22 protein-coding genes are annotated in these 24840 nt (G+C 73.8%); 14 read left to right on the forward strand and 8 right to left on the reverse strand.

All coding sequences use genetic code 11. The features are described from left to right. Positions 1-53 precede the first annotated feature (53 nt). On the reverse strand, positions 54-737 hold the full coding sequence (locus ACFQTY_RS04980; RefSeq protein WP_378098037.1) for a DUF4232 domain-containing protein: 684 nt from the start codon (positions 735-737) through the stop codon (positions 54-56). Between the two features lie 216 nt (positions 738-953). Between ACFQTY_RS04980 and ACFQTY_RS04985 the strand changes: the two genes are divergently transcribed. Genes ACFQTY_RS04985 through ACFQTY_RS05005 form a run of 5 tightly spaced genes read left to right on the forward strand, consistent with a single transcriptional unit; the run spans position 954 to position 5883 of the window. Beyond that, positions 954-2369, forward strand: coding sequence for an MFS transporter (locus tag ACFQTY_RS04985; RefSeq protein ID WP_378098040.1), 1416 nt, complete (start codon positions 954-956; stop codon positions 2367-2369). A 1-nt stretch (position 2370) separates the two neighbouring features. Further along, a complete protein-coding gene (locus ACFQTY_RS04990) occupies positions 2371-3423 on the forward strand; it encodes an alpha/beta fold hydrolase (RefSeq protein WP_378098043.1) in 1053 nt (350 codons plus the stop codon). Further along, positions 3420-4196 carry a glycerophosphodiester phosphodiesterase gene (locus tag ACFQTY_RS04995; protein ID WP_378098046.1) on the forward strand — a complete coding sequence of 259 codons (777 nt, stop codon included), beginning with the start codon at positions 3420-3422 and terminating at the stop codon, positions 4194-4196. Before ACFQTY_RS04990 ends, ACFQTY_RS04995 begins: the two co-directional genes overlap by 4 nt. Beyond that, positions 4193-4957, forward strand: a complete 765-nt coding sequence (locus tag ACFQTY_RS05000; RefSeq protein ID WP_378098049.1) for a glycerophosphodiester phosphodiesterase — start codon at positions 4193-4195, stop codon at positions 4955-4957. The genes ACFQTY_RS04995 and ACFQTY_RS05000 overlap by 4 nt, the downstream gene beginning before the upstream one ends. Then, complete coding sequence (locus ACFQTY_RS05005) at positions 4957-5883, forward strand: NADP-dependent oxidoreductase (RefSeq protein ID WP_378098052.1); 927 nt, start codon at positions 4957-4959, stop codon at positions 5881-5883. The genes ACFQTY_RS05000 and ACFQTY_RS05005 overlap by 1 nt, the downstream gene beginning before the upstream one ends. On the opposite strand, the gene ACFQTY_RS05010 is transcribed toward ACFQTY_RS05005, so the two are convergent. Together ACFQTY_RS05010 and ACFQTY_RS05015 are read right to left on the reverse strand one after the other, a co-directional pair. Continuing rightward, positions 5867-6466: a TetR/AcrR family transcriptional regulator gene (locus ACFQTY_RS05010; RefSeq protein WP_378098055.1), complete on the reverse strand. Its 600-nt coding sequence runs from the start codon at positions 6464-6466 to the stop codon at positions 5867-5869. The two genes, ACFQTY_RS05005 and ACFQTY_RS05010, sit on opposite strands and share 17 nt — an antisense overlap. Before the next feature lie 49 nt (positions 6467-6515). Further along, positions 6516-8009 carry an aldehyde dehydrogenase family protein gene (locus ACFQTY_RS05015; RefSeq protein WP_378098058.1) on the reverse strand — a complete coding sequence of 498 codons (1494 nt, stop codon included), beginning with the start codon at positions 8007-8009 and terminating at the stop codon, positions 6516-6518. A 150-nt stretch (positions 8010-8159) separates the two neighbouring features. Here ACFQTY_RS05015 and ACFQTY_RS05020 point away from each other — a divergent pair, with 150 nt between their 5' ends. From ACFQTY_RS05020 to ACFQTY_RS05060, 9 genes are read left to right on the forward strand one after another with little or no spacing between them, the layout of a single operon-like run. Continuing rightward, positions 8160-9821 carry a carbamoyltransferase gene (locus ACFQTY_RS05020; RefSeq protein ID WP_378098061.1) on the forward strand — a complete coding sequence of 554 codons (1662 nt, stop codon included), beginning with the start codon at positions 8160-8162 and terminating at the stop codon, positions 9819-9821. Next, positions 9818-11422 (forward strand): HAD-IIIA family hydrolase, encoded by a 1605-nt coding sequence (locus ACFQTY_RS05025; RefSeq protein ID WP_378098064.1) that lies wholly within the window; start codon positions 9818-9820, stop codon positions 11420-11422. The genes ACFQTY_RS05020 and ACFQTY_RS05025 overlap by 4 nt, the downstream gene beginning before the upstream one ends. Continuing rightward, positions 11419-12522: a glycosyltransferase family 9 protein gene (locus ACFQTY_RS05030; RefSeq protein ID WP_378098067.1), complete on the forward strand. Its 1104-nt coding sequence runs from the start codon at positions 11419-11421 to the stop codon at positions 12520-12522. The genes ACFQTY_RS05025 and ACFQTY_RS05030 overlap by 4 nt, the downstream gene beginning before the upstream one ends. After that, complete coding sequence (locus tag ACFQTY_RS05035) at positions 12519-13475, forward strand: glycosyltransferase (protein ID WP_378098071.1); 957 nt, start codon at positions 12519-12521, stop codon at positions 13473-13475. The genes ACFQTY_RS05030 and ACFQTY_RS05035 overlap by 4 nt, the downstream gene beginning before the upstream one ends. Beyond that, positions 13472-14743, forward strand: coding sequence for a glycosyltransferase (locus tag ACFQTY_RS05040; protein WP_378098074.1), 1272 nt, complete (start codon positions 13472-13474; stop codon positions 14741-14743). The genes ACFQTY_RS05035 and ACFQTY_RS05040 overlap by 4 nt, the downstream gene beginning before the upstream one ends. Further along, positions 14740-15378: an SIS domain-containing protein gene (locus tag ACFQTY_RS05045; RefSeq protein ID WP_378098077.1), complete on the forward strand. Its 639-nt coding sequence runs from the start codon at positions 14740-14742 to the stop codon at positions 15376-15378. The genes ACFQTY_RS05040 and ACFQTY_RS05045 overlap by 4 nt, the downstream gene beginning before the upstream one ends. Then, positions 15375-16835 carry a PfkB family carbohydrate kinase gene (locus ACFQTY_RS05050; protein WP_378098080.1) on the forward strand — a complete coding sequence of 487 codons (1461 nt, stop codon included), beginning with the start codon at positions 15375-15377 and terminating at the stop codon, positions 16833-16835. Before ACFQTY_RS05045 ends, ACFQTY_RS05050 begins: the two co-directional genes overlap by 4 nt. Beyond that, positions 16832-17557 (forward strand): SDR family oxidoreductase, encoded by a 726-nt coding sequence (locus ACFQTY_RS05055; protein WP_378098083.1) that lies wholly within the window; start codon positions 16832-16834, stop codon positions 17555-17557. Before ACFQTY_RS05050 ends, ACFQTY_RS05055 begins: the two co-directional genes overlap by 4 nt. Beyond that, positions 17554-18630: a glycosyltransferase family 9 protein gene (locus tag ACFQTY_RS05060; RefSeq protein ID WP_378098086.1), complete on the forward strand. Its 1077-nt coding sequence runs from the start codon at positions 17554-17556 to the stop codon at positions 18628-18630. Before ACFQTY_RS05055 ends, ACFQTY_RS05060 begins: the two co-directional genes overlap by 4 nt. 276 nt (positions 18631-18906) lie before the next feature. On the opposite strand, the gene ACFQTY_RS05065 is transcribed toward ACFQTY_RS05060, so the two are convergent. The 5 genes from ACFQTY_RS05065 to ACFQTY_RS05085 form a co-directional block, all read right to left on the reverse strand. Next, positions 18907-20340 carry a P-loop ATPase, Sll1717 family gene (locus ACFQTY_RS05065; RefSeq protein ID WP_378098089.1) on the reverse strand — a complete coding sequence of 478 codons (1434 nt, stop codon included), beginning with the start codon at positions 20338-20340 and terminating at the stop codon, positions 18907-18909. Positions 20341-20685: 345 nt separating this feature from the next. Then, positions 20686-22476 (reverse strand): adenylyl cyclase, encoded by a 1791-nt coding sequence (locus ACFQTY_RS05070; protein ID WP_378098093.1) that lies wholly within the window; start codon positions 22474-22476, stop codon positions 20686-20688. A gap of 237 nt (positions 22477-22713) precedes the next feature. After that, positions 22714-23685 (reverse strand): UDP-glucuronic acid decarboxylase family protein, encoded by a 972-nt coding sequence (locus ACFQTY_RS05075; protein ID WP_378098096.1) that lies wholly within the window; start codon positions 23683-23685, stop codon positions 22714-22716. 87 nt (positions 23686-23772) lie between these two features. Beyond that, a complete protein-coding gene (locus ACFQTY_RS05080; RefSeq protein WP_378098099.1) occupies positions 23773-24627 on the reverse strand; it encodes an SDR family oxidoreductase in 855 nt (284 codons plus the stop codon). After that, the gene (locus ACFQTY_RS05085; RefSeq protein WP_378098102.1) at positions 24620-24808 is read right to left on the reverse strand and encodes a hypothetical protein; all 189 of its coding nucleotides are present in this window, start codon (positions 24806-24808) and stop codon (positions 24620-24622) included. Before ACFQTY_RS05085 ends, ACFQTY_RS05080 begins: the two co-directional genes overlap by 8 nt. Positions 24809-24840: the final 32 nt, after the last annotated feature.

Consider the following 24840-nt stretch of genomic DNA (forward strand, 5'->3'; position numbering starts at 1 on the left):
CTGAGGGCCAGGTGAGGGTGGGTGCGCCACGTGCGCCCCCACCCTCACCTCGTTCAGGAGGCGCCCGGCTGCACCGCCTGGACCGAGATGAGGTGCTGCACGTCGGACCGGCACGCCGTCAGGCCGCTGGCCGAGACGAACAGCGCGTCCTTCTGGCCCGGCGGGTAGACGCGCAGCCCGTCCGCCGGTACGGGGTTGCACGCCGCGGCGTCGTAGTTCTGCGCGTTGGCGATCCGCATCGGGACGTGCGCGGCCGCGCCGGGCGCCAGGGTGACGAGGGTGTGCGAGCCGGTGTCGTCGCGGTCCGCCGCGGCACCGAGCTGGGTGCCGTTGCCGCCGCCGACGAACGAGACGCCCGGCCAGCCCTGCAGGGTGCAGGTGTCGCTGCCGGTGTTGGTCAGCACCAGCACGGGCATGGTGCTGCCCGCCGCGGCACCACCCGGCACCAGCGACGCCGACAGGTGCGCGGACGTGCAGCCGCCGGGGGCCGACCCGGTACCCGACGCCGCTGTCGTCGAGGCGGTCGGGGTCGACGGTGCCCTGCCGCCGGTCGCGCTGCTCGGGACGGGCGTGCTGCTGCTGCCGCTGCCGGCCGGCGTTCCCGGTGCGGTGCCGGTGGGGCCGGCTGATCCCGGCGTGGTGCCGCCGCTGCACCCGGCCAGGGCGATCGCGAGAGCAGCCGGGGCCAGGCTCGCGAGCAGACGACGGCCGGCCGGCCGTCGGCGGGGAGATGTCATGGTGCGAGTCTGGGCGCCCGGGGACGGCCGTTCAACGGTGGCGCGCGCCGCAGCCGGTGCAGCCGCCGGAGAGGCCTCGCGGCTCCCCTCGATGGTCCGCTCCGGCGGCCTCCGGTGAGCGTTCGTGCAGTGTTCACCCGCGCGCCTGCGCGGCCGCGGGGCGGTGGTCGTCGTGCCGCCGTACCATCCGGCCGTGACCGACGACTGCAGCCGGCCGTGATCGACGACGATCTCGGCCCCGGCCGGACCTCCACGCCGCCCGCCCGTGCCCCGCGCCTGACCACCGGCCGGGTGCTCGCCTGGGCTGCCTGGGACTGGGGGTCGGCGGCGTTCAACGCCGTGGTGACCACGTTCGTGTTCACCGTCTGGCTGACCTCGAAGGTGTTCGTCGAGCCGGGGGCCGACGTCACCGCCACCACGGCGCTGCACTCGCAGTGGCTGGGCTGGGGGCTGACCGTCGCGGGCATCCTGGTGGCGCTGCTCGCGCCGGCGCTCGGCGCGCTCTCGGACGCGTCCGGCCGGCGCAAGGTGTGGCTCGGCGCGAACACGGCGGTGACGGTGGCCGCGATGGCGGCCATGGTGCTGGTGCACCCGCACGACGGCGCCCGGTCCCACGCCGTGCTGCTCGGCGTGGTGCTGCTGGCGGCCGGGAACGTGTTCTTCGAGCTGGCGTCGGTGGCGTACAACGCGCTGCTGCTGCAGATCACCACGCCCGCCACGGTGGGCCGGGTCAGCGGCATCGGCTGGGGCTCGGGGTACGTCGGCGGGATCGTGCTGCTGATCGTGCTGTTCGTGGGGTTCATCAACCCCGACGTCGGCTGGTTCGGCGTGACGTCGGCCGACGGCTGGAACATCCGCGCGGCGGTCGCGGTGTCCGCCGTCTGGATGGCGGTGTTCGCCGTCCCCGTGCTGGTCGCCGTGCCGGAGCACGCCCGCCCCGACCCGCGCGCGATCGGCGCGCTCGGCGCGTACCGCAAGCTCGGTCACGACGTCGCGCACCTGTGGCGCACCCGCCGGTCGACGCTGGGGTACCTGGTGGCCAGCGCGGTGTACCGGGACGGGCTGGCGGGGGTGTTCACGTTCGGTGCCGTGCTCGCCTCCGGCACGTTCGGGTTCACGTCCTCGCAGGTGATCGTGTTCGCCATCGCCGCGAACGTGGTGGCCGGGATCAGCACGATCGGCGCCGGCTGGTTGGACGACCGGTTCGGGCCGCGGCGCGTGATCACGGTGTCCCTCGTCGTGCTGGTGCTCGCGGCCGTCGCGGTGTTCGTGCTGCACGACCAGGGGCAGACGGCGTTCTGGGTGGCCGGCCTGGTGCTGTCGTCGTGCGTCGGCCCCACCCAGTCCGCCAGCCGCGGGCTCCTGGCGCGCCTGACGGACGCGGGTCGCGAGGCCGAGGCCTTCGGGCTGTACGCCACCACCGGCCGGGCGGCGAGCTTCCTGGCGCCGATGGCGTTCTCGCTGGCCATCGCCTGGGGCGGCGCCCAGTACTGGGGCATCCTCGGCATCGTGGTGGTGCTGGCGCTGGGCCTCGGGCTGCTGCTGCTGGTGCGGTTCCCGCGCGGACGCGGGGTGGACGGCCGGCACGACGTCGCGGTGCGCGACGTCCCGACGGCCGGCGAGCGGGCGTGACATGAGGCTGCGGACGCTGCTGTGGTCGCCGGCGATGGACGCGGCGGCGGGCGGCCTGCACTGGGTGGACGACGAGCAGCTGGACGGCTTCGTCGCCACCCGGCTGCCCGCCGGGCCGCCAGCGCCGGGGCGCCCGCTCGCCTCCGCGGCCGCGGGTCGGACCGACCCCGTGCTGACCGTCGTCCGGCGCGCTCCGGCCGGCCGGCTGCACCGCGGGCGACCGCCGCGCGGGGTGGTGGTCCACCTGCACGGCTACAACGACTACTTCTTCGCCGAGCACCTCGCCGCCGCCGTCGAGGACGCCGGCTGGGCGTTCCTCGCGGTCGACGTGCGCCGGGCGGGCCGGTCGTGGCGGCCGGAGGAGGTGCCGCACTACCTGGACGACGTGCGGGAGCAGGCCGCCGACCTCGGCGCCGCCGTCGCGGTGGCCCGCGGGCTGCACCCCGCGGTGCCGGTGGCGGTGCACGCGCATTCGATGGGTGGCCTGGTCGCGGCGCTGTGGGCGCACGCGCACCGGGTGCACGGCGGCCCCGACGCGCTGGTGCTGAACAGCCCGTTCCTCGCGCTGGGACGGTCGTGGATGCCGCGCGTGACCGACCGGGTGCTGCGCGTGCTGGCGCGCACGGCGCCGCTGACCGTCGTCTCCTCGGGGCCGTCGGTGTACGCGAGCCATCTGCTGGTGGCCAACGGTGGGCGGTGGGAGTTCGACACCACCCTCAAGCGGCCGGACGGCGTGCCGGTCCGGGCGGGCTGGCTCGCGGCCGTGCTGTCGGCGCAGGCGCGCGTGTCGCGGGGGCTGGAGATCGGCTGCCCGGTGCTGGTGGGGCACGCCGCGATGTCCGGCCCCGACCGCGCCGACAACCCGGCGCTGGACGAGCAGGACACCGTGCTGGACGTGCGGGCGATCAGCCGCCGGGCGCCCGGTCTGGGTCGGGACGTCACGGTGCGGTCGTTCCCCGGCGCGGTGCACGACCTGGCGCTGTCGGCGGAGGCGCCGCGGGCGGCCTACCTCGCCGCGATGACCCGGTTCCTCGACGAACGGGCGCGCCGGTGACGGCGACCGGCTACCTCGCGGACCCGAGCGGGTTCGTCGCGCTGGCGCACCGCGGGTTCTCCCGGGAGGGGCTGGAGAACTCTCTGGCGGCCTTCGCGTCAGCCGTCGACCTGGGGTTCCGCTACGTGGAGACGGACGCGCACGCGACGAGCGACGGCGTGGCGGTCGCGCTGCACGACGAGACGCTGGACCGCACCACCGATGCGCACGGGCGCGTGCGGGACCTGCCGTGGTCCCGCGTGCGAGAGGCGCGGATCGGCGGTGCCGAGCCGGTGCCGCTGCTCGAGGACGTGCTCGGGCTGAGTCCCGACCTGCGGGTGAACATCGACGTGAAGGCGGCGTCGGCCGTGGCGCCCGTCGTGGCGGCGGTGGAGCGGACGGCGGCGCACGACCGGGTGTGCATCGCGTCGTTCTCGGTGCGGCGCCGGCTGGCGACGCTGGCCGGGCTGTCCCGGCCGGTGGCGACGTCCGCGGCGACCAGCGAGGTGGCGGCGTTCGTCGTCGGCGCGCGCACCGGGCTGCCGGCCGGCGGGCTGCGGCGCGCGGTGCGGTCGGTGGACTGCCTGCAGGTGCCGGTGGCGCAGGGTCGCGTGACGGTGGTGGACCGGAGGACGGTGGCAGCGGCGCACCGGGCCGGTCTGCAGGTGCACGTGTGGACGGTGAACGAGCCGGAGGAGATGCGGCGGCTGCTCGAGCTGGGGGTGGACGGCCTGGTCAGCGACCGGGCGGACCTGCTGGCGCAGGTGCTGCGGGAGCGAGGGGTGTGGGCATGAGGGTGATCGGGCACCGAGGCAACAGCTCCGTGGCGCCGCAGAACACGCTGGCGGCGTTCGAGGCGGCGTGCGCGGCGGGGGTCGACGCGATCGAGCTGGACGTGCAGCTGACGGCCGACGGGCACGCCGTGGTGATCCACGACGACGAGGTGGACGCCACCACCGGCGGCTCCGGCCGGGTGGACACGCTGACCCTGGACCAGGTGCGCGCCCTGGACGCCGGCTCGTGGTTCGCCCCCGCCTACGCAGGTCAGCGGGTGCCGGTGCTGGACGAGGTGGTCGATCTGCTGGTGCGCCACCCCCGCACAGACCTGCTGCTGGAGCTCAAGGGCGTGTGGACGGCCGACCGCGTGCGGCTGCTGCTCGGCCCGCTCGCCGAGGCGGGGCTGCTGCCGCGCGTCGTCGGACAGAGCTTCGAGCCCGACAGCGTCGCCGCCCTGCGCGAGGTGGCCCCGCAGCTGCACCGCGGGCTGCTGGTGGAGGACCTGCCGCTGGGCCCGGACGGCGCACCGCACCTGGCGGCGCTCGACGCGCTCTGCTCGCGGCTCGGGGTGATGACGTGCAACCCCGACGGTCGGCTGCTGCAGACGCACCCCGACCTGGTCGAGGCGCAGCACGCCGCCGGTCGGCAGGTGATGGCGTGGACGCTCGACGAGCCGTGGATGTGGGCCGAGGCCCAGGCGCTGGGGGTGGACGCCGTGATCACCAACCGCCCGGACCGGCTGCGCGGGTGGCTGGCCGCCCGGGCGGGGGAGCGCTGATGGTCCGCAGCATCCGCTACGACGTCTATGGCGGACCGGAGGTGCTCCGGCTGGTCGAGGGCCCGGACCCGGTGGCCGGGCCCGGTCAGCTGCGCGTCCGCGTGACGGCCGCCGGGCTGAACCCGGCGGACTGGAAGGCGTTCGGGGGCCTGTTCGCCCGCGGGCCGGCGCCGGACGGCTCCCGCGGCGTGGGGCACGACGTGTCGGGGGTGGTGGACCAGGTCGGTGCGGGGGTCGACCGGTTCGCGGTCGGCGATGCCGTGTGCGCACAGGTGTCCGAGGGTGCGCTGGCGGACGTGCTGGTGCTGGACGTCACCGATGCGGTGCTGCCGGTGCCCGAGGGGGTCGACCCGGTGGTGGCCGGTGCGCTCCAGGTGGCGAGCCGGGCGGCCGTGGCCGGCCTCGCGGCGGTGGGTGTGGGACCCGGCGACGTGCTGCTGCTCAGTGCCGCCGCCGGCGGCGTGGGGCTGATCGCCGCTCAGCTGGCGGTGGACCTCGGCGTGCAGGTGGTCGGCGTGGCCGGCGAGGCGAACCACCCGCTGCTGCGCGACCTCGGCGTGGTGCCCGTGACACACGGCGACGGGCTCGTCGACCGGGTGCGCGCCGCGGCACCGGGTCCGGTGACCGCCGTGCTGGACCTGCACGGGGCGGAGTACGTGACGGCCGGCATCGAGCTCGGCGTGCCGGTGGAGCGGATCGCCTCGATCGCCGCACCGCCGGACCGGCTCCAGGGCGCCGTCTCCACCGGTGGCGCGCACGCGACGTCGCAGGACGTGGCGCACGTGCTCGACCTGGTGGCCGCCGGACGGGTGCGCGTGCCGATCGCGGGCCGCTACCCGCTGGAGCTGGACGCCGTGCGGCAGGCGTACGCGCGGCTGCGTGACGGTCACGTGCAGGGCAAGCTCGTCGTCACGCCCGCGGGCTGACCCCCAGCTGCCAGGCCTGCGACGCCTGCAGCGCGCCGTGCAGCACGTGCGGCGGGATGTTCGGGTTGGCGATCGCCAGCATCGTCAGCCCGTGCACCTCGCCCCACAGCGCGAGCGCCTGGATGAACGGGTCGGTGTCGGTGGACAGCTTGCCCGCGAGCCGGCACCGCACCACGTTGTCGACCAGCTCCGCGAGACCGTTGCTGGCGTCCGACTGCCGCTGCTCCCCGGCGATCGCCCAGCTGGGGCGGTCGAACAGCACGCGGTACTCGCCCGGGTTGGCCAGTCCCCACTCGAGGTAGGCGGTGCCGCGGGCGGCGAGCTCCTCGAGCGGGTCGGTGATGGTGCGGACCTGCAGCTGCAGGCCGGACATGAACTCGCGCATCACGCCGTCGCAGACCTCGCTGAGCAGCTCGTCCTTGGTGGCGAAGTAGTGGTACAGCGACGGCGGCGTGCACGCCGCCCGTGCGCAGACACGCGCGATGCTGACGAGGCGGGGGTCGCGTCCCTCGATCAGCAGCTGTCGCGTGGCCTCGAGGATGCGGCTCCGCAGCCCTCCGGAGTCCTGACCCGTGCCCACCACCCGAGCAGGGTAGCCGTGCGCACGGGCCCCTCCGACCCCATCCGGTCGCTCAGCGTGGCGGCGCCTCGAGGTGCACGGCCTTGAGCCTGGTCATCGCCGCGAGCAGGTCCGGGCCGTACCCGGCACCCTGTCCGCTGTCCCGGCGCGGGTCCGCCGAACCGCCCGGCGCGCCGCCGAAGACGGCGTTCACCTTGACCGTGCCGACGTCGAGCCGGTCCGCCGCACGTAGCGCGTGCTCGAGGCTGCCGGTCAGCACCGTGGCCGCCAGGCCGTAGCGCCCGCTGCCCGCCCACGCCAGCGCGGTGTCGAAGTCGGGCGCCCGCCGCACGGCCGCCACCGGCCCGAACGTCTCGGTGGCCAGCACGTCCATCTCCTCGGTGCAGCCGTCCAGCACCGTGGCCGGGTACCACGCGCCGGGCCGGTCCAGCCGGCGTCCACCGGCGAGGCACCGGGCGCCGGCCGCGACCGCTGCGTCGACGTGCGCCGCCACCACCGCGAGCTGCAGCTCGTCGACCAGCGGCCCCAGCTCGGTGCCGTCGTCGTCCGGGTCGCCCGTCGTCCGGGCGTCGGCCAGCCGCACCAGCTCGTCGAGCACCGCGTCCGCCACGCGCTCGTGCACGTAGACCCGCTCCACCGACGTGCACAGCTGGCCGGTGTTGGTGAACGCGCCGAGGGCGATCTGCGCCGCGGCCCAGGCCGGGTCCACGTCCTCGTCGACCACCAGCGCGTCCTTGCCGCCGTTCTCCAGCAGCAGCCGGGCGCCGCGGGCGCCCGCCACCGCGGCGATCGCCCGGCCGGTGGCCGAGCTGCCGATGTGCGCCACGAGAGCGATCCGCGGGTCCGCGACGAGGGCCGCCCCGGTGGACCCGTCGCCCGCGAGCACCTGGAGCACGCCCGCCGGCAGGTGCTCGGCGACCAGCCGGCCCAGCAGCCACCCGGCGTGCGGGCTGCGCTCCGAGGGCTTGTGCACCACGGTGTTGCCGGTCACCAGGGCGGCCGCGAGCAGGCCGGCCGCCGCCGGCAGCGGGTCGTTCCACGGCGTCAGCACGGCGACCACGCCGTGGGGCTCGCGGCGCACCACGTCGAGCGCCGCCGGTGCACCCGCCAGCGTGCGACCGGCCGGTCCGAGACCCGTGGTGGCCGCCTCGGTCAGCAGGTCCGCCGCGACCTCGGCGGACTCGACGGACGTGCGCAGCAGCCGGCCGGTGTCGGCGGTCAGGGCGGCGCCCAGCTGGTCGGCGTGCTCCCGGATCGCGGCCGCGGCGGCGGTCAGGCAGGCGGCCCGGTCCGCCGGTGAGGTGTGCCGCCAACCGTCGAACGCGGCGGCCGCCCCGGCGACGGCGGCGGCCACCTCGTCGTCGTCCGCGGCCGTCACCGACCCCGTCGGGGACCCGTCCACGGGGGAGGTCCGAGCGAGCCGCCGGGACCCTCGGGCCGGCACCGCGGCACCGTCCAGCCAGTGCTCGGCGAGGGTGGCCGGCCGCCGGACCGCCGCGGCGGCCGGCGTAGACGTGCTGGTCAGGGCGTCGTCGAGGGTGGTCATCTCGTCTCCGATCAGGTCATCCCGGGACAGAGGGGAAGCGGTTCGAGGTGCGAGTCGCGGAGAAGCGACTCACCCTGGCTGGGCGGGGGCAGACCGGACGGCGCCCCCACCGAGGACGACTCTCGCTCACACCGGAAAGGTCGGCCACTGATGCGAATCCTGGGGATCAACGCGATCTACCACGACCCGTCGGCAGCCCTCGTCGTGGACGGCACCGTCGTCGCCGCGGCCGAGGAGGAGCGGTTCAGCCGCCGCAAGCACGGCAAGCGGCCGGTGCCGTTCTCGGCGTGGGAGCTGCCCGAGCTGTCGATGCGCTGGGTGCTCGAGGCCGGGGGGATCCGCCCGGAGGACGTCGACGTGGTCGCCTACAGCTTCGACCCCGCGCTGTCGAAGTCGGCCGAGGACCTGGGCCTGCACGACCCCTGGGACCACCTGCGCACCACGTACGCCGAGCACGTCGCCGGGTTCCTGCACAGCACCCTGCCGGGCATCGACGAGGGCAAGCTGCGGTACGTCCCGCACCACGTGGCCCACGCCGCCTCGGCGGCCCTGGCGTCCCCGTTCCCGACCAGCAGCGTGCTGGTGCTCGACGGCCGCGGCGAGCGCGCCTCCCACCTGGCCGGCCGGTACGAGGACGGCCGCATCGAGGTGTTCACCACCCAGGAGCTGCCGCACTCGCTGGGCCTGCTGTACGAGTCGCTGACGGAGCACCTCGGGTTCCTGCGCTCGTCGGACGAGTACAAGGTGATGGCCCTCGCGTCCTACGGCGAGCCCCGGTTCCTGGACGAGCTGCGTCAGATCGTGCGGACGACCGGTGACGGCGGGTTCGTGGCGCCGGTGCCGGACTGGTCGCGGTGGGCGCCGGCGCGGGTGGACGACGGCACGTGGGGCGGCGCGCACGCCGACCTCGCCGCCTCCGTGCAGGCACGCCTCGAGGAGGTGCTCGTCGAGCTGGCGCGCTGGCTGCACGAGCGCACCGGCGACACGGCGCTGACCATGGCGGGCGGCATCGCGCTGAACTGCGTGGCGAACTCCCGGATCTGGCGGGAGAGCGGGTTCGAGCAGGTGTGGGTGCAGCCGGCCGCGGGCGACGCCGGCACGTCGCTGGGCGCCGCGCTCCAGGTCGCGGCCGAGCTTGGTGAGCCGGTCCGGCCGATGCCGGGCGCCGCGCTAGGCCGCGAGTGGTCGGACGACGAGCTGGCGGCGAAGCTGCGCACCGCCAAGGTGCCGTTCAGCACGCCGGACGACCTGGCGGCCGAGGTGGCCGACGTGCTGGCGTCCAACGGCGTGGTCGCCTGGTTCGACGGGCGCAGCGAGTTCGGCCCGAGGGCCCTCGGCCACCGGTCCCTGCTGGCGCACCCCGGGTTCGCCGAGAACCTGGAGCGGCTCAACGACGTCAAGGGCCGCGAGCAGTTCCGGCCGGTGGCGCCGATGGTGCTGCAGGACCGCGCCGCCGAGATCTTCTCCGACGGACCGATCCCCAGCCCGTACATGCTGTTCGTGCACCGTGTGGACGCCGGGTGGGTCGATCGCATCCCTGCCGCCGTGCACGTCGACGGCACCGCCCGCATCCAGACGGTCGACCCCGCCACCCAGCCGCGGCTGGGGGCCACGCTGCGCGAGTTCGAGCAGCGCACCGGACTGCCGGTGGTGATCAACACGAGCCTGAACACGGCCGGACGGCCGATGGTGGACGACCCGCGCGACGCCCTGGAGCTGTTCGGCTCGGCACCGGTGGACCTGCTGGTGCTCGGCCCGCACCTGGTGCGGCGGTCGGAGGTGTTCGCGCAGCACGACGGGGTGCAGGCGTGAACGGCGACGGCACGCCGCCCTCGCGCGACGGGCGGACGGTCCACCCCAGCTGGGCGGTGGTGATCCCCACCGTGGGTCGGCCGTCGCTGCACGCCCTGCTGACCGACCTCGCGGCGCAGGTCTTCGCCGGGGACCCACCCGCTCAGGTGGTCGTCGTCGACGACCGCCCGCTGGCCGACGACGCGCCGCTCGCCCTGCCCGGCCCGGCGGGGCAGCTGCCCGCACCGGTGCTGCTCCGGACCGGCGGACGCGGCCCGGCCGCCGCCCGCAACGCCGGGTGGCGCACGGTCCGCACGGACTGGGTGCTGTTCCTGGACGACGACGTGCGGCTGCCGTCCGGCTGGGGCGAGGCGTTCCTGGCGGACCTGCGGTCGGCCGACGCGCAGGCGACCGTCGCCGGGACGCAGGCGCGGCTGCACGTGCCGCTGCCGGCCGACCGGCCGCCGACCGACTGGGAGCGCAACACCGCCGGTCTCGAGCACGCCCGCTGGGCGACGGCCGACATGGCGTACCGCCGCACGGCGCTCGCGGGGGTCGAGGGGTTCGACGAGCGCTTCCCGCGCGCCTACCGGGAGGACGCCGACCTGGCGCTGCGCGTGCGGCAGGGCGGCTGGGAGCTGGTGGTCGGCGACCGGGTGACGCACCACCCGGTGCGGCCGGCCGACGACGGCGTGAGCGTGCGGGTGCAGGCCGGTGCGCGCGACGACGTGCTGATGCGGGCGCTGCACGGACCCGGCTGGCGCGACCTGGCGGAGACCGGCCGTGGGCGCTTCGCGTGGCACGCCGCCACGGTGGGCGCCGCGGCTGCCGCGACGGCGGCCCTCGCCGCCCGGCGTCACCGGACCGCCGCGCTGGCCGGCCTGGCCTCGGCGGCGCTGACCGCCGACTTCCTGCGCGTCCGGCTGTCCGGCGGTCCCCGTCCGGGGGACACCGGGTGGGTGCCGGAGTGGCGCCGCATGGCGTGGACCTCCGCCGTGATCCCGTTCGCCGCCGTCCGGCACCGGGTGGCCGGGGAGCTGGCGGTGCGCGGTGACGACGTGCCGCCGTGGCGGCCGCCGGTGCGCGCGGTGCTGTTCGACCGCGACGGCACGCTGGTGGAGGACGTCCCCTACAACAGCAACCCGGACGCCGTGCAGCCGGTACCGGGCGCCCGCGAGGCGCTCGACGCCCTGCGCGCCGCCGGCGTGCTGGTCGGCATGGTGACCAACCAGTCCGGCGTCGGCCGCGGGCTGCTGACGGCGGCGCAGCTGGACGCCGTCCAGCGGCGCGTCGTCGAGCTGCTGGGTCCGTTCGACACCGTGGTGGTCTGCCCGCACCGCCCCGAGGCGGGGTGCACGTGCCGCAAGCCCGGTGCCGGCTTGGTGCTCGAGGCGGCCCACCGGCTCGGCGTGGCGCCCTGGGAGTGCGCCGTGGTGGGCGACATCGGCACGGACGTCGCCGCCGCTGTCGCGGCGGGGGCCCGTGCCGTGCTGGTGCCGACGCCGGTGACCCTGCCGGAGGAGGTGCAGCACGCCGAGGACGTGGCGGAGGACCTGCGTGGCGCCATCCGGCTGCTGCGCCCCGACGTTCCGCTGGCCCGGCACCTGGCGGTGACCCGATGAGCCGGCTGCTGGCCGTCCGCCTCGACAGCGACGGCGACGTGCTGCTCACCGGACCGGCCGTCCGCGCACTCGGCACGTTCGCCGACCACGTCGACCTGCTCGTCTCGCCCACGGGTGCCCAGGCGGCGCGGCTGCTGCCCGGTGTCGACCAGGTGCACGTGTTCGACGCCCCGTGGAGCGGCTTCGCGCCGCCGCCGGTGGACACCGTGGCCGTGGACGCCCTGGTCAACGCGCTGCGCGCCGCGCGGTACGACCGAGCCGTCGTCTTCACCTCGTTCCACCAGAGCCCGCTGCCCACCGCGCTGCTGCTCCGCCTGGCCGGCATCGGCTGGATCGCGGCCACCAGCGAGGACTACCCGGGCTCGCTGCTCGACGTCCGCCACCACCGGCCCGCCGGGCTGCACGAGGTGGAGGCGGCGCTGGACCTGGCACGCGCGGCCGGCGGCGCGCTGGCGCCGGACGACGACGGCGCGCTCGCGGTGCGGCACCCGTTGCCGGACGTCTCCGCGCTGCTGCCGGTGCGCCCCTACGTGGTGCTGCACCCGGGCGCCTCGGTGCCGTCGCGAGCCCCTGCGCCGCAGCACGCTGCCCGACTGGTCGGCGCGCTGACCGCCGCGGGCCGGCACGTGGTGGTCACCGGTGGGCCGGGGGAGCGGGACCTCGCCGCCACGGTCGCCGCCGGCGCGGCCGACCCGGCCGAGGTGACCGAACTCTCCGGCCGCACCGACCTCGCCCAGCTGGCCGCGGTGCTGTCCGGTGCCGACGCCGTGGTGGTGGGCAACACGGGCCCGGCGCACCTCGCGGCCGCCGTCGGCACCCGCGTGGTGTCGCTGTTCGCGCCCGTGGTGCCGGCCGACCGGTGGGCGCCGTGGGGTGTCCCGACCGTGCTGCTCGGCGACCAGGACGCCCCGTGCGCCGGTTCCCGGGCGCGGCAGTGCCCGGTACCCGGCCACCCGTGCCTGGACGTCGATCCGGACGCCGTGGTGCGGGCGGTCGACGCGCTCGCGGGCGCGCCGCTGCCGCTGACGGCGCTGACCGAGCTGACCCGGCTGACGGGGATGAGCCGGCTGACCGGGCCGACCGAGGAGGTGCACGCATGAGGGTTCTCGCCTGGCACGTGCACGGCTCGTGGATGACGTCGTTCGTCCAGGGTCCGCACGACTACGTGGTCCCGGTGGACGACGAGCGGTCGCCCGACGGCCGCGGCCGCGCGCAGTCGTGGGACTGGCCGGCCTCCGTCCGGGAGGTGCACGTCGACGCGCTGCGCGACGAGCTGGTGGACGTCGTCGTGCTGCAGCGACCCACCGAGCTCGAGCTGCTGGAGCGGTGGACCGGCCTCCGGGCCGGTGTCGACGTGCCGGCCGTGTACGTCGAGCACAACACGCCCGCGGGCCATGCCGTGACGACGCGGCACCACCTCGCGGACCGCACCGACGTCCCGCTGGTCCACGTCACCCCGTTCAACGCCCTGACCTGGGACAACGGGTCCGCGCCGGTCACCGTGATCGAGCACGGCATCCCCGACCCGGGCCCGCTGTGGACCGGGGAGCGCGAGCGGGTGGCCGCCGTGGTGAACGAGCCGGTGCGCCGCTGGCGGGTGGCCGGCACCGACGTGCTGCTGGACGTGGCGGCCCGCCTGCCGGTGGAGGTGTACGGCATGGGCACGGCGCCGCTGGCGGAGCGGGAGCCGTCCCTCGTGGGCCACCTGCACGACCTGCCGCAGGCCCAGCTCCATGCCGCGATGGCCGGCGCCCGCGCCTACCTGCACCCGTACCGCTGGACCAGCCTGGGCCTGTCGCTGATCGAGGCGATGACCCTCGGCATGCCCGTCGCAGCGCTGGCCACCACCGCGGCACCCGAGGCGGTGCCGCCCGACGCCGGCGTGGTCAGCGCCGACCCCGCCGTGCTGGTCGCCGCCCTGCAGCGGTGGCTGGCCGACCCGGCGGAGGCCCGCGACCGCGGCGCCGCCGCCCGAACGTTCGCGCTGGACCGGTTCGGTCTCGCGCGCTTCCTGTCCGACTGGGACCACCTGCTGAAGGGGGTGACGGGATGAGGATCGCGATGGTGTCCGAGCACGCGAGCCCGCTCGCGGTGATCGGGGGAGTGGACGCCGGCGGGCAGAACGTGCACGTCGCGGCGCTGTCCGGCGCACTGGTCGAGGCCGGTCACACGGTGACCGTCTACACGCGCCGGGACGACGCGACCTCGCCCGAGCGCGTGCAGATGGAGCCGGGCGTCGAGGTGGTGCACGTCCCCGCCGGACCGCCGCAGGAGGTGCCGAAGGACGAGCTGCTGCCCTACATGCGCGAGTTCGGGCTGTGGTTGGCCGACGACTGGGCCCGCCACGGCGCCCCGGACGTGGTGCACGGCCACTTCTGGATGTCCGGCCTGGCCGCCGTCCAGGCCGCCGCCGGTACCGGCGTGCCCGTCGCGCAGACGTTCCACGCCCTTGGCAGCGTGAAGCGTCGCCACCAGCGGGACAAGGACACCAGCCCCGCCGGCCGCGTCGAGGCCGAGGCGACCATCGGCCGCCGGGTCGACGCCGTGATCGCCACCTGCACGGACGAGGTGACCGAGCTGGTGCGCCTCGGCGTGCCGGACACCGGCATCCGCGTGGTGCCGTGCGGGGTGGACGTCGCGCACTTCCGCCCGGTGCCCGCCAGCACCACCCTGCCGCCGCAGCGCCAGCCCTACCGGCTGCTCAGCATCGGCCGGCTGGTGGAGCGCAAGGGCGTGGACACCGCCATCGAGGCGCTGGTGGACGTCCCCGGTGCCGAGCTGCTGATCGCCGGCGGCCCGGACCAGGCGCACCTCGACGAGGACCCGGAGGCGGTCCGCCTGGTGGCGCTGGCACAACGGCTCGGCGTCGCGGACCGCGTCCAGCTCCTGGGCCGGGTCAGCCACGCGGACGTGCCGGGCGTGATCTCGGCCGTCGACGCCGTGGTGGCCACGCCCTGGTACGAGCCGTTCGGCATCGTGCCGCTCGAGGCCGCCGCCTGCGGCGTCCCGCTGGTCGGCAGCGCCGTCGGCGGCCTGCTCGACTCCGTGGTGGACGGCGTGACGGGCCTGCTGGTGCCGCCGCGGGACCCGTCGGCCCTGGCTGCGGCGTTGCGCCGGCTGCTGCCGGACGCCGGGCTGCGCCGCTCGTTGGGCCGGGCGGCCCGTCGTCGGGCGCTCACCCGCTACTCATGGACCCGGGTGGCGCAGGACACCGAGCTCGTCTACCAGTCGATGCTCGCCCAGGCCGGCTGGTCGCAGGCGTGGGGCCAGCAGGGTTGGTCCGGGCAAGCCTGGTCCGCTGGCGAGGGGGTGGCCGGATGACCGCGCGCAGCTGGATCGACGAGCACGACGAGGAGCTGCGCCGCGCGCTGCGCGGCCTGCGCCGGCAGTCGTCGACCCTGGAGAGCTGGGGCGCCACGTTGGCCGACCGCCTCTCGTCCGGCGGCCGGCTGCTGGCGGCCGGCAACGGCGGCAGCGCGGCGGAGGCCCAGCACCTGACCTCCGAGCTGGTGGGCCGGTTCCTCGGCGAGCGCCGCCCGCTGTCCGCCATCTGCCTGTCTGCGGAGACGTCGTCGGTGACCGCCCTGGTCAACGACTACGGCGTGGCCGAGATGTTCGCGCGTCAGGTGGAGGCCCATGCCCGGCCCGGCGACGTGCTGGTGCTGATGTCCACGTCCGGCCGCAGCCCCAACGTGCTGCACGCCGCGCAGCGGGCTCGCGAGGTGGGCGACGTGACGGTGTGGTCGCTGACGGGCCGCGGCCCCAACCCGCTGGCGTCCGCCTCCGACGACGCGCTGTGCGTCGACGCGCCCTCGACGGCCGCCGTCCAGGCCGTGCACCTGGTGGCGGTGCACGCGCTGTGCGCGGCGCTGGACGCCGAGCTGGCCCTCCGGGACGACCGGCCCGAGCTGGAGCCGCAGCCGGCCCCGAACCGGCAGATCGGGATGACGGCATGACGCGACGTCCGCACGTGGTGGTGGTCGGCGACGTGATGCTCGACCGCGACGTCGACGGCACGGTGGAGCGCCTGTCCCCGGACGGCCCCGCGCCGGTGCTCGACGTGACGGGCATCCGGGAGAGCCCCGGCGGTGCCGGTCTCGCGGCGCTGCTCTGCGCCGGTTCCGGCGCTCGTGTCACTCTGGTGGCACCGGTGGCCGTCGACGAGGCCGGTCACCGGCTCACCGCAGGGCTCACCGGCCGGGTGGACCTGCTCGCCCTGCCGCACCAGGGCGCGACCCGCACCAAGACCCGCGTCCGCAGCCAGGCCCAGTCGCTGGTGCGGGTGGACGACGGTGGTCCCGGCACCCCGGGCGCCGTGCCGGTGGACGACGTGGCCGCGGTGCTGGCGCAGGCCGACGCCGTGCTGGTGTCCGACTACGGCGCCGGCACGACGCACGACGAGCACCTGCGCACGCTGCTGACCAGGGCAGCCGCGACCGGTGTGCTGGTGTGGGACCCGCACCCGCGCGGGGGTGCGCCCGTGCCGGGCGCCACGCTGGTCACGCCCAACCTCTCCGAGGCGGCCGGTGCGCTGCGCGGTCGGCCGGAGGCGTCGGCACCGGCGGACGTGCGCGCGTCGGCTCTGCTCGACGTCTGGTCGGCCCGCGGCGTCGCCGTCACGGCCGGTGCGGACGGCGCCTTCGTCGCTACCGGCCGGGACGTCCGCTACGTCCCGGCGCCCGCCGCGTCCGGCGGGGACCCGTGCGGTGCGGGGGACCGGTTCGCGGCCTCCGCCGTCGTGGCGCTCGCCGCCGGTGCGACCGTGACGGACGCCGTCACGGCGGCGGTGCTCGACGCCAGCGAGTGGGTCGAGGCCGGCGGCGCCGAGGCGTTCCGGCGCTCGCACGCCAGGCCGCGGTCGTCGTCAGCGGACGAGGCCGCCGACACCGAGGCGCCCGAGGTCGCGTCGGACGGTGCCGCGGCGTCGCCCGCCCGTCTGCGTCAGACGGCCGCCACGCTCCGCGCCGGAGGCCGCACCCTCGTGGCGACCGGCGGCTGCTTCGACATCGTCCACGCCGGGCACGTCGCCACCCTGCAGGCCGCCCGGCGGCTGGGTGACTCCCTCGTCGTGCTGATGAACTCCGACGACTCCGTCCGGCGCCTCAAAGGTCCCGGCCGTCCGGTGGTGACCGCCGCCGACCGGGCCCGCGTGCTCGCCGCGCTCGACTGCGTGGACGCCGTGCTCGTCTTCGACGAGGACGACCCGCGCGCCGCGCTGGAGCACCTACGCCCCGACGTGTGGGTCAAGGGCGGCGACTACGACGAGCGCCTGCTGCCGGAGGCCGACGTGGTGCAGCGCCACGGCGGCCGCATCGTCCTGCTGCCCTACCTGGACGGCCGCTCCACCACCTCGATCCTGCGCCGCTCCGCGACGCGTCCCGAAGAAGCCCACCCCATGAAGGAGACCGCGTGACCGCGACCGACGTGCAGCCCACCACCCCTCTCCAGCCCCGCGAGCTCGGAACCGTCCTGGTCACAGGCGGTGCCAGCGGACTGGGTGCCGCGGTGGTGGAGGCCGTCCGCGCCGCGGGCGGCACCCCGGTGGTGCTGGACCGCGCCGAGCCGTCGGCCGACGTGCCGCACGTCCAGGTGGACCTGGCGGACCCGACTGCGGCGGCGCAGGCGACCCAGCAGCTGATCGACCAGGTGGGCGACGTGTCCGCCGTCGTGACCGCCGCCGGCATCGACGCGCCCGGCCGCCTGCTCGACATCGACCCCGCCACCTGGGAGAACGTGGTCCGCGTCAACCTGTTCGGCACCGTCGCGGTGATCCGCGCCGCCCTGCCGTCGCTGGAGCGGACCCACGGCACCGTCGTCACGGTCGGCTCCACGCTCGCGCTGCGCGGTTTCAGCGACGCCACCGCCTACTGCGCGTCCAAGTTCGCCGTCCGCGGCTTCACGCACGCGCTCGCGGCCGAGCTCGCCGGGCGCGTCGGCGTCACCCTGCTGATCCCGGGCGGCATGAAGACGGCGTTCTTCGACGGCCGCACGGAGCAGTACCGCCCCGGGCCCGACGCCCAGCTGAACGACCCGGCGGCGACGGCGGGCGCCGTGCTGACCGCGCTGCGGCAGCCTGTGGGGTCAGAGATCAGAGAGATGCTGGTGATGGCGTCGGGGGAGAGCTCCTGGCCGTGAGCGGCGTGGCGCCCGACGACGTCGTGACGACGGCAGTGGCGGCGGGGACTGCTGAGGCGGCCGGGGCTGTCGAGGCTGGATCGGCCGGGCCGTCCGGCGAGGTGCTGGTGCTGCGGGCCCTCGGCCTGGGCGATGCCCTCACCGGTGTCGCCGCGCTGCGTGGCGTCCGACGGGCCTGGCCGGACCGCCGGCTGTGGCTCGCCGGGCCGGTCGGCATCGGCTCCTGGCTGCGGGACCTCGGCGTGGTGGACGAGGTGGTGCCCGCCGCGGGGCTCGACCCGTTGGTGCTGCCGCCGGAACTGGCCCGGGGCGGCCACATCGCGGTGAACCTGCACGGCCGTGGGCCACAGAGCCACGCAGTGCTGGCCGCCACCCGGCCGTCGCGCCTTGTCGCGTTCGCGGCGGAGGGCTTCCCAGAGGGCCCCGTGTGGCGTGCCGACGAGCACGAGGTCGACCGCTGGTGCCGCCTGGTCACCTGGGCGGGCGGCGAGTGCGGCCGCGAGGACCTGCGCCTGACGCTGTCGCCCGGGGCTTCCGACGACGACGCGGGCGCCGTCCTGCTGCACCCGGGTGCGGCATCGGGTTCGCGACGGTGGCCGGCCGACCGCTGGTCGACTGTCACCGCCGCTCTCGCCTGCGAAGGCCGCCGCGTGCTCGTGACAGGCGGTCCCGACGAGGTCGACCTAGCCACGCGCGTCGTGACGGATGCTCGCTCCCAGCTCACCGGGGACTCAGCGCCAGCCGCTCGCCTCATCGAGAGCCGCGCCGGCACCCTCACCATCCCGGCCCTAGCCGATCTCGTTGCTGGTGCGGCCCTACTGATCTGCGGCGACACCGGTGTAGCCCACTTGGCGACAGCCCTCACCACCCCGTCGGTCCTCCTCTTCGGCCCCACCCCGCCACAACAATGGGGCCCTGCCATCGACGAGCACATCCACACCGTCCTCTGGCACGGCGACCCAAGCCACCTCGGTGACCCCCAGGGTTCGGCTACTGACGTTGCATTGGCAGCGGTCAGCGTGGAGCAAGTTCTTGCCGAGATCCGGGGGCCGCGCAGCTCGCCTCCGAGGTAACAAGATGAGCGCTCGCCGCGCCATGCCCGTCCCAAGGCCGGCAAGGTGCTGGAACCTACGGACAAATGGGAAGCAAGGCCCGGGCGATTCGTCGCCGCGACTCGCCACCGAAGATGGGTAGCCGACTCGTCGTCCGGTTGCCCATCGGAATTGTCGGCCGATGCGCATCGCCGGTCGCGCGCCGCACCAAGTTGCGGGTGGCGACACGAGGGTTCGTCAATGCCGTCACATCGGTCTCCGCGCTATGTGCAATCGCATGTCTGCCAGGAGTGCAGGTCAATTCCACGGCCGGTTCCAAGCGCGAGTTAAAGCGTCATGCAGCATGAACTCGTACCTAGTTGTGAACCCAGCACCTGATACCTTCCGAAAGACGAAGTCCGTGTAGGCACCATTCCTAATCCCGATGCCGCCAGTCTCGAACATCTGCTTCAGGAGCAGTTTGATTTGTGGTGGGTCAAGCTCGCCTGCGAGCTCGTCACGCAGATACTGGAAGTCGAAGAACCTGGATGGAGCAGTCCGGAGTGCGTCCCGGAAGCTGCCGATATGCCGCGCATTTCCGGCGGGGAGCACCCCGGCGATATTGTCGAATATCTCGCTGACAAAGTACTGCTCCGTATACGTCTGTACGGCTTGTTTTGCACTCGCTTCGGTCACCTGTCCGTTTCCGCGGTACGCGGACTGCAGGTACCCCATAAGTGCAACCGCGTCCCGCGGCAGGAGGCGAGTGTTGTCCAGCAGAAACTCTGACAGACTGCGGTGTGGCCCGATCGCCACCTCGGTCCTCAGATACTGCGTAACGATGTTTCGGACGTCAGGATGATGGACGCCGGCCTTCGTTGAAAGGAGCTTCCAGAGATGGTTCTTCGCACCAATTCCGCCTGCATTCCAGTCAAGGTGAACAGAGTGTGGCTTCAGCTTGGTGACCTCCGGTCCGGGGAGGACGTCGAGGATGTCGGAGCGCACGGCGGCCACGAGCACAATTGGCAAACTGACGGCTAGCAGTTCTCGATTGAGCGCGTAGAGGGCGGACATTAGTGCGGACAGCGAGGTCCACTCGTCTTCGGCTTCGAAGAAGAACGAGTCAAGCCCGTCCAGAGCGATCGTGTGGGTGCTCTCGGTGCGGACTTCGCTCAATTGCTGACGTATGTATGCGCTCACGTCGAGCGGCGTGACGGCGTCGTTGTCCCATTGGCCCTCAATACCGAGAACCTTCGCGTCGAACTTAACCCTGGTGCTCGCCCAATGAGATACTCGCGATAGCCAATCGCCCGCGATTAGTCCACTAGATCGCAGTCCTCTGACCATCTTTGTGAAGGAGCCCGGGCAACTCAAACCCTGGTCGTTTGTGAGAGATTCGACAATCCGCAACAGCAGTAGAAACTCCCAGGCCGCCTGTGCGCGGGAAGCGCCACTCGACTGGCCGGTGCCAATTTTCGTCACGTCGTTTACAGGGAAAGCGCCGAGGTTCCAATAAGTGAAGAATCGCTGGGGGTCTGGCTCCCATCTGAGGCGAATGGACTCGAGAGCAGCCGACTTACCCGAGCCCTTTGGTCCCAGAATCAACCATGTATGGCGTGACGTAATTCCGTAAACTGCCTCACGATAGTCGTAGTAACCGTCACGCAGGAGTTCCGGCTGCTCTACCGCCTCTTGGCTTGCGTCAAGGTGTCCGAAGTGCAACTGGTTGAACGACGGTATTCCGTTCGGCATACCGGAAGGTTAGGGCCTGGAGCGTGTCCGGCCTGCGGCTGGGCTACCGGCGTGTTGCTCCCACGGGTCCGACGAAGTCGGCGCTGGAGTGGCGTGATCGGGTCGGCGGCCCTCCTTCTTGATCCCTTACGTCGACGTCGCGGGGTTGGCCACCTGGGCTGCTGGGCCAATGCCATCTCTCGGGTCGATGGACGACGCGGCATCGGGAGCCGAGCACCAGCGCCGCCTGCGGGGGCCCGTCTCCGGCCGCCGGAGCGGGCTAGCCCACCGAACGTGAGCGTGGGGATGGTTCCGGAGATGAGTCCGGGACCATCCCCACGCGACGGGGCTGCTGTTAGCGGGCGATCACGGGAAGCTGACCACCTGGCTCGCCACGTCCTTGTTGGCGTCGCTGACCGGCCCGCCGGTGTCGTTCACCACGTGGTCGATGGTGCCCGGCCCGCTGAGGTTGATGGTCAGCAGGTCGTGCAGCCGCACGCCGTCGTTCACGGGCACCTCGAACGCGTGCGACACGTGGATGTCGGGGTTCACGTTCGTGTAGATGTAGCTGCCCATGCCGTACCCCTGGAAGCTCGCAACAGAGTCGGCCACCTTGAACGCGGCATATCCCAGAACGCCGTCGTGCTGGTAGTCGGCCTGCGTCGGCGGGTCGTAGGGCAGCTCGTTCTGGAAGAAGAGCACCTTTCCGCCGTTGCCGTTCCAGATCACGTTGTACTTCTGGAAATGCTCGACAAACAGGCCGGTCGCCGTGACGTCGTCACCGTTGACCACCAGGCCGGTGTTCGAGGTGTTGACGGTCCAGCCCACCGAGCCCGGCACGCCGTGGTCGGCACGCCACACCCACAGGTCGTCGAGGATCGCGTGGTCGGTGTTGACCTCGAGCGCCAGGTCCGCCTTGCCGACGTGCGGGCCACCGATGCGGAAGAAGACGTCCTGCAGAGCGACGGGGTTGGACGCGCCGTCGTGCGGGCGGCCGTTGTTGCCGTTCTTCGAGCCGATCTGCACCAGCACCGGCGAGCTCGTCGCACCGGCGTCGACGGTGATCCCGGCGATGTCGATGCCGGGCACGTCACCGGTGGTCAGCACGGTGTTGCCGTTGGTGGCGGTCAGCGTGGCCATGCCCAGGCCGAGCACCACGGTGTCGGGCCGCTTCACCTTGATGGGGGAGGCGACGTCGTAGACGCCGGGCGTCAGCAGCAGGTTCAGGCCGCGGGCCAGGGCGGCGTTGATGGTGGCGACGGAGTCCGACGGGGTCGCGACGAAGAACTTCGACAGCGGGATCGACGTCCCCGGCGTGTGCCCGTTGGCCCACGTCGTGCCGACGGAGTCGTGCTGCACGGACGGCACGAAGACGTTCCAGCTGCCGGCGGTGTCCGTGTAGACGTACGGCTTCTCCTTGCTCACCGGCGTCTGCGCGAGCGTGGTGTACGCGGCGCCGTTGCCGAAGTCCTGCGCGGGGGCGTTGACGTCACCGGAGAACACCTGGTTCCACACGTAGTTGGACCAGCCGCCGCCCAGGTTGGTGTTGCGCACGTAGAACTGCTGCTGGGAGCCGTTGAGCGCGCCACCCTCCAGGAACGAGTCGGCGACGAACCCGCCGGACGCGTAGTTGGGGTTCTCGCAGTACGGCATGAAGGTCGTGTAGTCCTTCACGTCGACGCGCCGCATGGGTGCGGCCTGCGAGACGGCCCACATCTCGTTGCCGGTGTGGCAGCCGTCGGAGGTGGGCACCACGTGGATGGTCAGGTTGGAGACGGACCGCCAGAAGATGTCCAGCGAGCCGCTGCCGTTCTTGCCGATGGCGGTGACGCCGCCGTTGATGGTGACGGCCGACGGGTCCTGGCCCAGCCCCGCCACCTCGGTGTAGTAGCCGACCGGGATGTCCAGCGGGTCGGTCGCCGAGCCGTACGTGCCCGGCTCGAACAGCAGGGCGTACCGGCCGGTGCCCATCTCGCTGTCGGACTGCTGGGCGTAGATCGCGTCCACGCGGGCCCGGATGTCCGCCGTCGACATCGACGGCGTGAAGACGACGACGTTCGCACCGAGGTCCGTCGCGCTGCCGCCCTGGTGCGGGTCGGCCGCGACTGCCGGCGCCGCGGCCAGTCCGGTGCTCAGCGCCAGACCGAGGAACGTCACCCCCACGACTGCGACTCGGCGCCTGGGAGCGCTCTCTTGACGCAGGTTCTCACCACGTGATCGCACGTGCGACCGCCTTTCCGGCTGGTAAGTAGCAACCATCTGCATTGATGGTGCCGCGGCGCGTGAAGCGCCTCCGGCCAGTATCAGAAAGGCCTCGACCGGTGTCAACGGAAGCGCTCCCACGTGGGATGCGGCGTCAAATCACCGGACGATTAGTTCGCCGGACTGGCAATTTCAGGCGGTGCGGCTCAGCGCCGTGGTGAACCAGTCAACGGTCCGCTCCAGGCCCTCCTCCCAGGCCACCTCCGGCGCCCACCCGAGCACCTCGGTCGCCAGCCCCGTGTCGGGGCGCCGGACCTCCGGGTCGTCCACCGGCCGCGGGATGAAGTCGATGCGCGAACGCGACCCCGTCGCCGCCACCACGTCCTCCGCGATCTGCCGCACGGTGAGCTCCCGCGGGTTGCCGATGTTCATCGGCCCCGGGTGCCCGCTGTCCAGCAGCCCCAGCACGCCGCGCACCAGGTCGTCCACGTAGCAGACCGACCGCGTCTGGCTGCCGTCCCCGGCCACCGTCACCGGCTCGCCGGCCAGCGCCTGCCGGATGAACGTGGGGATCGCCCGCCCGTCGTGCGGGCGCATCCGGGGGCCGTAGGTGTTGAAGATCCGCACGATCGCGGTGTCCACGCCGTGCGCGCTGCGGTACGCGGTGGTCAGCGCCTCGCCGTAGCGCTTGGCCTCGTCGTAGACGCCGCGCGGCCCGACGGGGTTCACGTGACCCCAGTAGTCCTCGCGCTGCGGGTGCACCTGCGGGTCCCCGTACACCTCCGAGGTGGAGGCGATGAGGAACCGCGCGCCCTTGTCCTTCGCCAGGCCCAGCGCGTGACCGGTGCCGATGGACCCGACCTTCAGCGTCTCGATGGGCAGCTGCAGGTAGTCCACCGGCGAGGCGGGGGAGGCGAAGTGCAGCACCGCGTCCACCGGCCCGGGCACGTGCACGAAGTCGGTGACGTCGCAGCGGGTCAGGTGGAACCGCGGGTTGTCGATCAGGTGCGCGACGTTGGCCGGCGAGCCGGTGAGGAAGCTGTCCAGGCACACCACCTCGGCGCCCCGGTCCAGCAGCTCGGTGCACAGGTGGCTGCCCAGGAACCCGGCACCACCGGTGACCACCACCCGGCCCGCACTGCTCACGCCTCGCTGCACCCGCATCCGAACCTCCTCGATCGGCCGACCCGACAACCACCCACGACCGCCGCGCGGCCGGGGGACCCGCAGGCCCGCCCGGCCGCCGCGCGGTCAGAACACCGGCTTGCCGCCGGTCACGCCCAGCACCGTCCCGGACACGTACGACCCGGTGGAGTCCGCCGCCAGGAACACGTACGCCGGCGCCACCTCGGCCGGCATCCCGGCCCTGCCGAGCGGGGTGTCGCTGCCGAACTTCTCCAGCTTCTCGACGGGCTGCGTCGCCGGCTGCAGCGGCGTCCAGATGGGCCCGGGGGCCACCGCGTTCACGCGGATGCCCTTCGGACCGACCTCCGCCGCCAGGTTCACCGTGAAGTTGGTGATGGCGGCTTTGGTCGACGCGTAGTCCAGCAGCGAGGTCGACGGCTGGTACGCCTGGATCGACGTCGTGTTGATGATCGAGGCGCCGCTGCCCAGGTGCTCCAGCGCCGTCTGCGTCACCCAGAACATCGCGTAGAGGTTGGTCCGCATGGTGCGGTCCAGGTCCTCGGTGGTGATGTCCGCCATCGACTCGCGCCGCGCCATCTGGAACCCGGCGTTGTTCACCAGGATGTCCAGCCCGCCGAGCCCGGACACCGCGGTGCGCACCGACTCGCGCGCCTGCTGCTCGTCGGTCAGGTCCGCGGGCACCAGCACGCACGTGCGGCCGGCCTTCTGCACCCAGTCGCGGGTCTCCTCGGCGTCGTCCTGCTCCTCGGGCAGGTACCCGATCGCCACGTCGGCACCCTCGCGGGCGAAGGCGATCGCGACGGCCCGCCCGATGCCGGAGTCGCCGCCGGTGATGAACGCGCGCTTGGCCACCAGCTTGTCCGAGCCGGTGTAGCTCTGCTCGCCGTGGTCCGGGTCGGGGACCATCGGGTCGGTGTGGCCGGGCGGCTGCTGCTGCTGTGCGGGGAAGCCGTCAGCCATCGTCCGACACCCCCTCGCGCAGGTCCCGCGGGTTCAGGTTGTTCGGGTCCGCGTCGGTGTCCTCGTACTCGCCCGACGACTCGTCCCGAGCCGCCGCGCCGGTGCGCGGGTTCATGGTGCCGGGGTCGGCGTCGGTGTCGTCAGGGCCGCGCGTCGAGCCCGGGTCTGCGGAGGTGGTCATGCCTCCACGATCACTCGGCCCGTAGCTCCGCG

This window comes from Cellulomonas sp. T2.31MG-18 (genome assembly GCF_964266755.1).
GTDB lineage: Bacteria > Actinomycetota > Actinomycetes > Actinomycetales > Cellulomonadaceae > Cellulomonas.

Coding starts and splice junctions, on each gene's coding strand:
- ACFQTY_RS05050 (WP_378098080.1), top strand. CDS start 15,375: ATGACGCGACGTCCGCACGTGGTGGTGGTCGGCGACGTGATGCTCGAC.
- ACFQTY_RS05005 (WP_378098052.1), top strand. CDS start 4,957: ATGGTCCGCAGCATCCGCTACGACGTCTATGGCGGACCGGAGGTGCTC.
- ACFQTY_RS05015 (WP_378098058.1), bottom strand. CDS start 8,009: ATGACCACCCTCGACGACGCCCTGACCAGCACGTCTACGCCGGCCGCC.
- ACFQTY_RS05040 (WP_378098074.1), top strand. CDS start 13,472: ATGAGGATCGCGATGGTGTCCGAGCACGCGAGCCCGCTCGCGGTGATC.
- ACFQTY_RS05080 (WP_378098099.1), bottom strand. CDS start 24,627: ATGGCTGACGGCTTCCCCGCACAGCAGCAGCAGCCGCCCGGCCACACC.
- ACFQTY_RS05085 (WP_378098102.1), bottom strand. CDS start 24,808: ATGACCACCTCCGCAGACCCGGGCTCGACGCGCGGCCCTGACGACACC.
- ACFQTY_RS05030 (WP_378098067.1), top strand. CDS start 11,419: ATGAGCCGGCTGCTGGCCGTCCGCCTCGACAGCGACGGCGACGTGCTG.
- ACFQTY_RS05075 (WP_378098096.1), bottom strand. CDS start 23,685: ATGCGGGTGCAGCGAGGCGTGAGCAGTGCGGGCCGGGTGGTGGTCACC.
- ACFQTY_RS05000 (WP_378098049.1), top strand. CDS start 4,193: ATGAGGGTGATCGGGCACCGAGGCAACAGCTCCGTGGCGCCGCAGAAC.
- ACFQTY_RS05045 (WP_378098077.1), top strand. CDS start 14,740: ATGACCGCGCGCAGCTGGATCGACGAGCACGACGAGGAGCTGCGCCGC.
- ACFQTY_RS04980 (WP_378098037.1), bottom strand. CDS start 737: ATGACATCTCCCCGCCGACGGCCGGCCGGCCGTCGTCTGCTCGCGAGC.
- ACFQTY_RS05020 (WP_378098061.1), top strand. CDS start 8,160: ATGCGAATCCTGGGGATCAACGCGATCTACCACGACCCGTCGGCAGCC.
- ACFQTY_RS04990 (WP_378098043.1), top strand. CDS start 2,371: ATGAGGCTGCGGACGCTGCTGTGGTCGCCGGCGATGGACGCGGCGGCG.
- ACFQTY_RS05035 (WP_378098071.1), top strand. CDS start 12,519: ATGAGGGTTCTCGCCTGGCACGTGCACGGCTCGTGGATGACGTCGTTC.
- ACFQTY_RS05065 (WP_378098089.1), bottom strand. CDS start 20,340: ATGCCGAACGGAATACCGTCGTTCAACCAGTTGCACTTCGGACACCTT.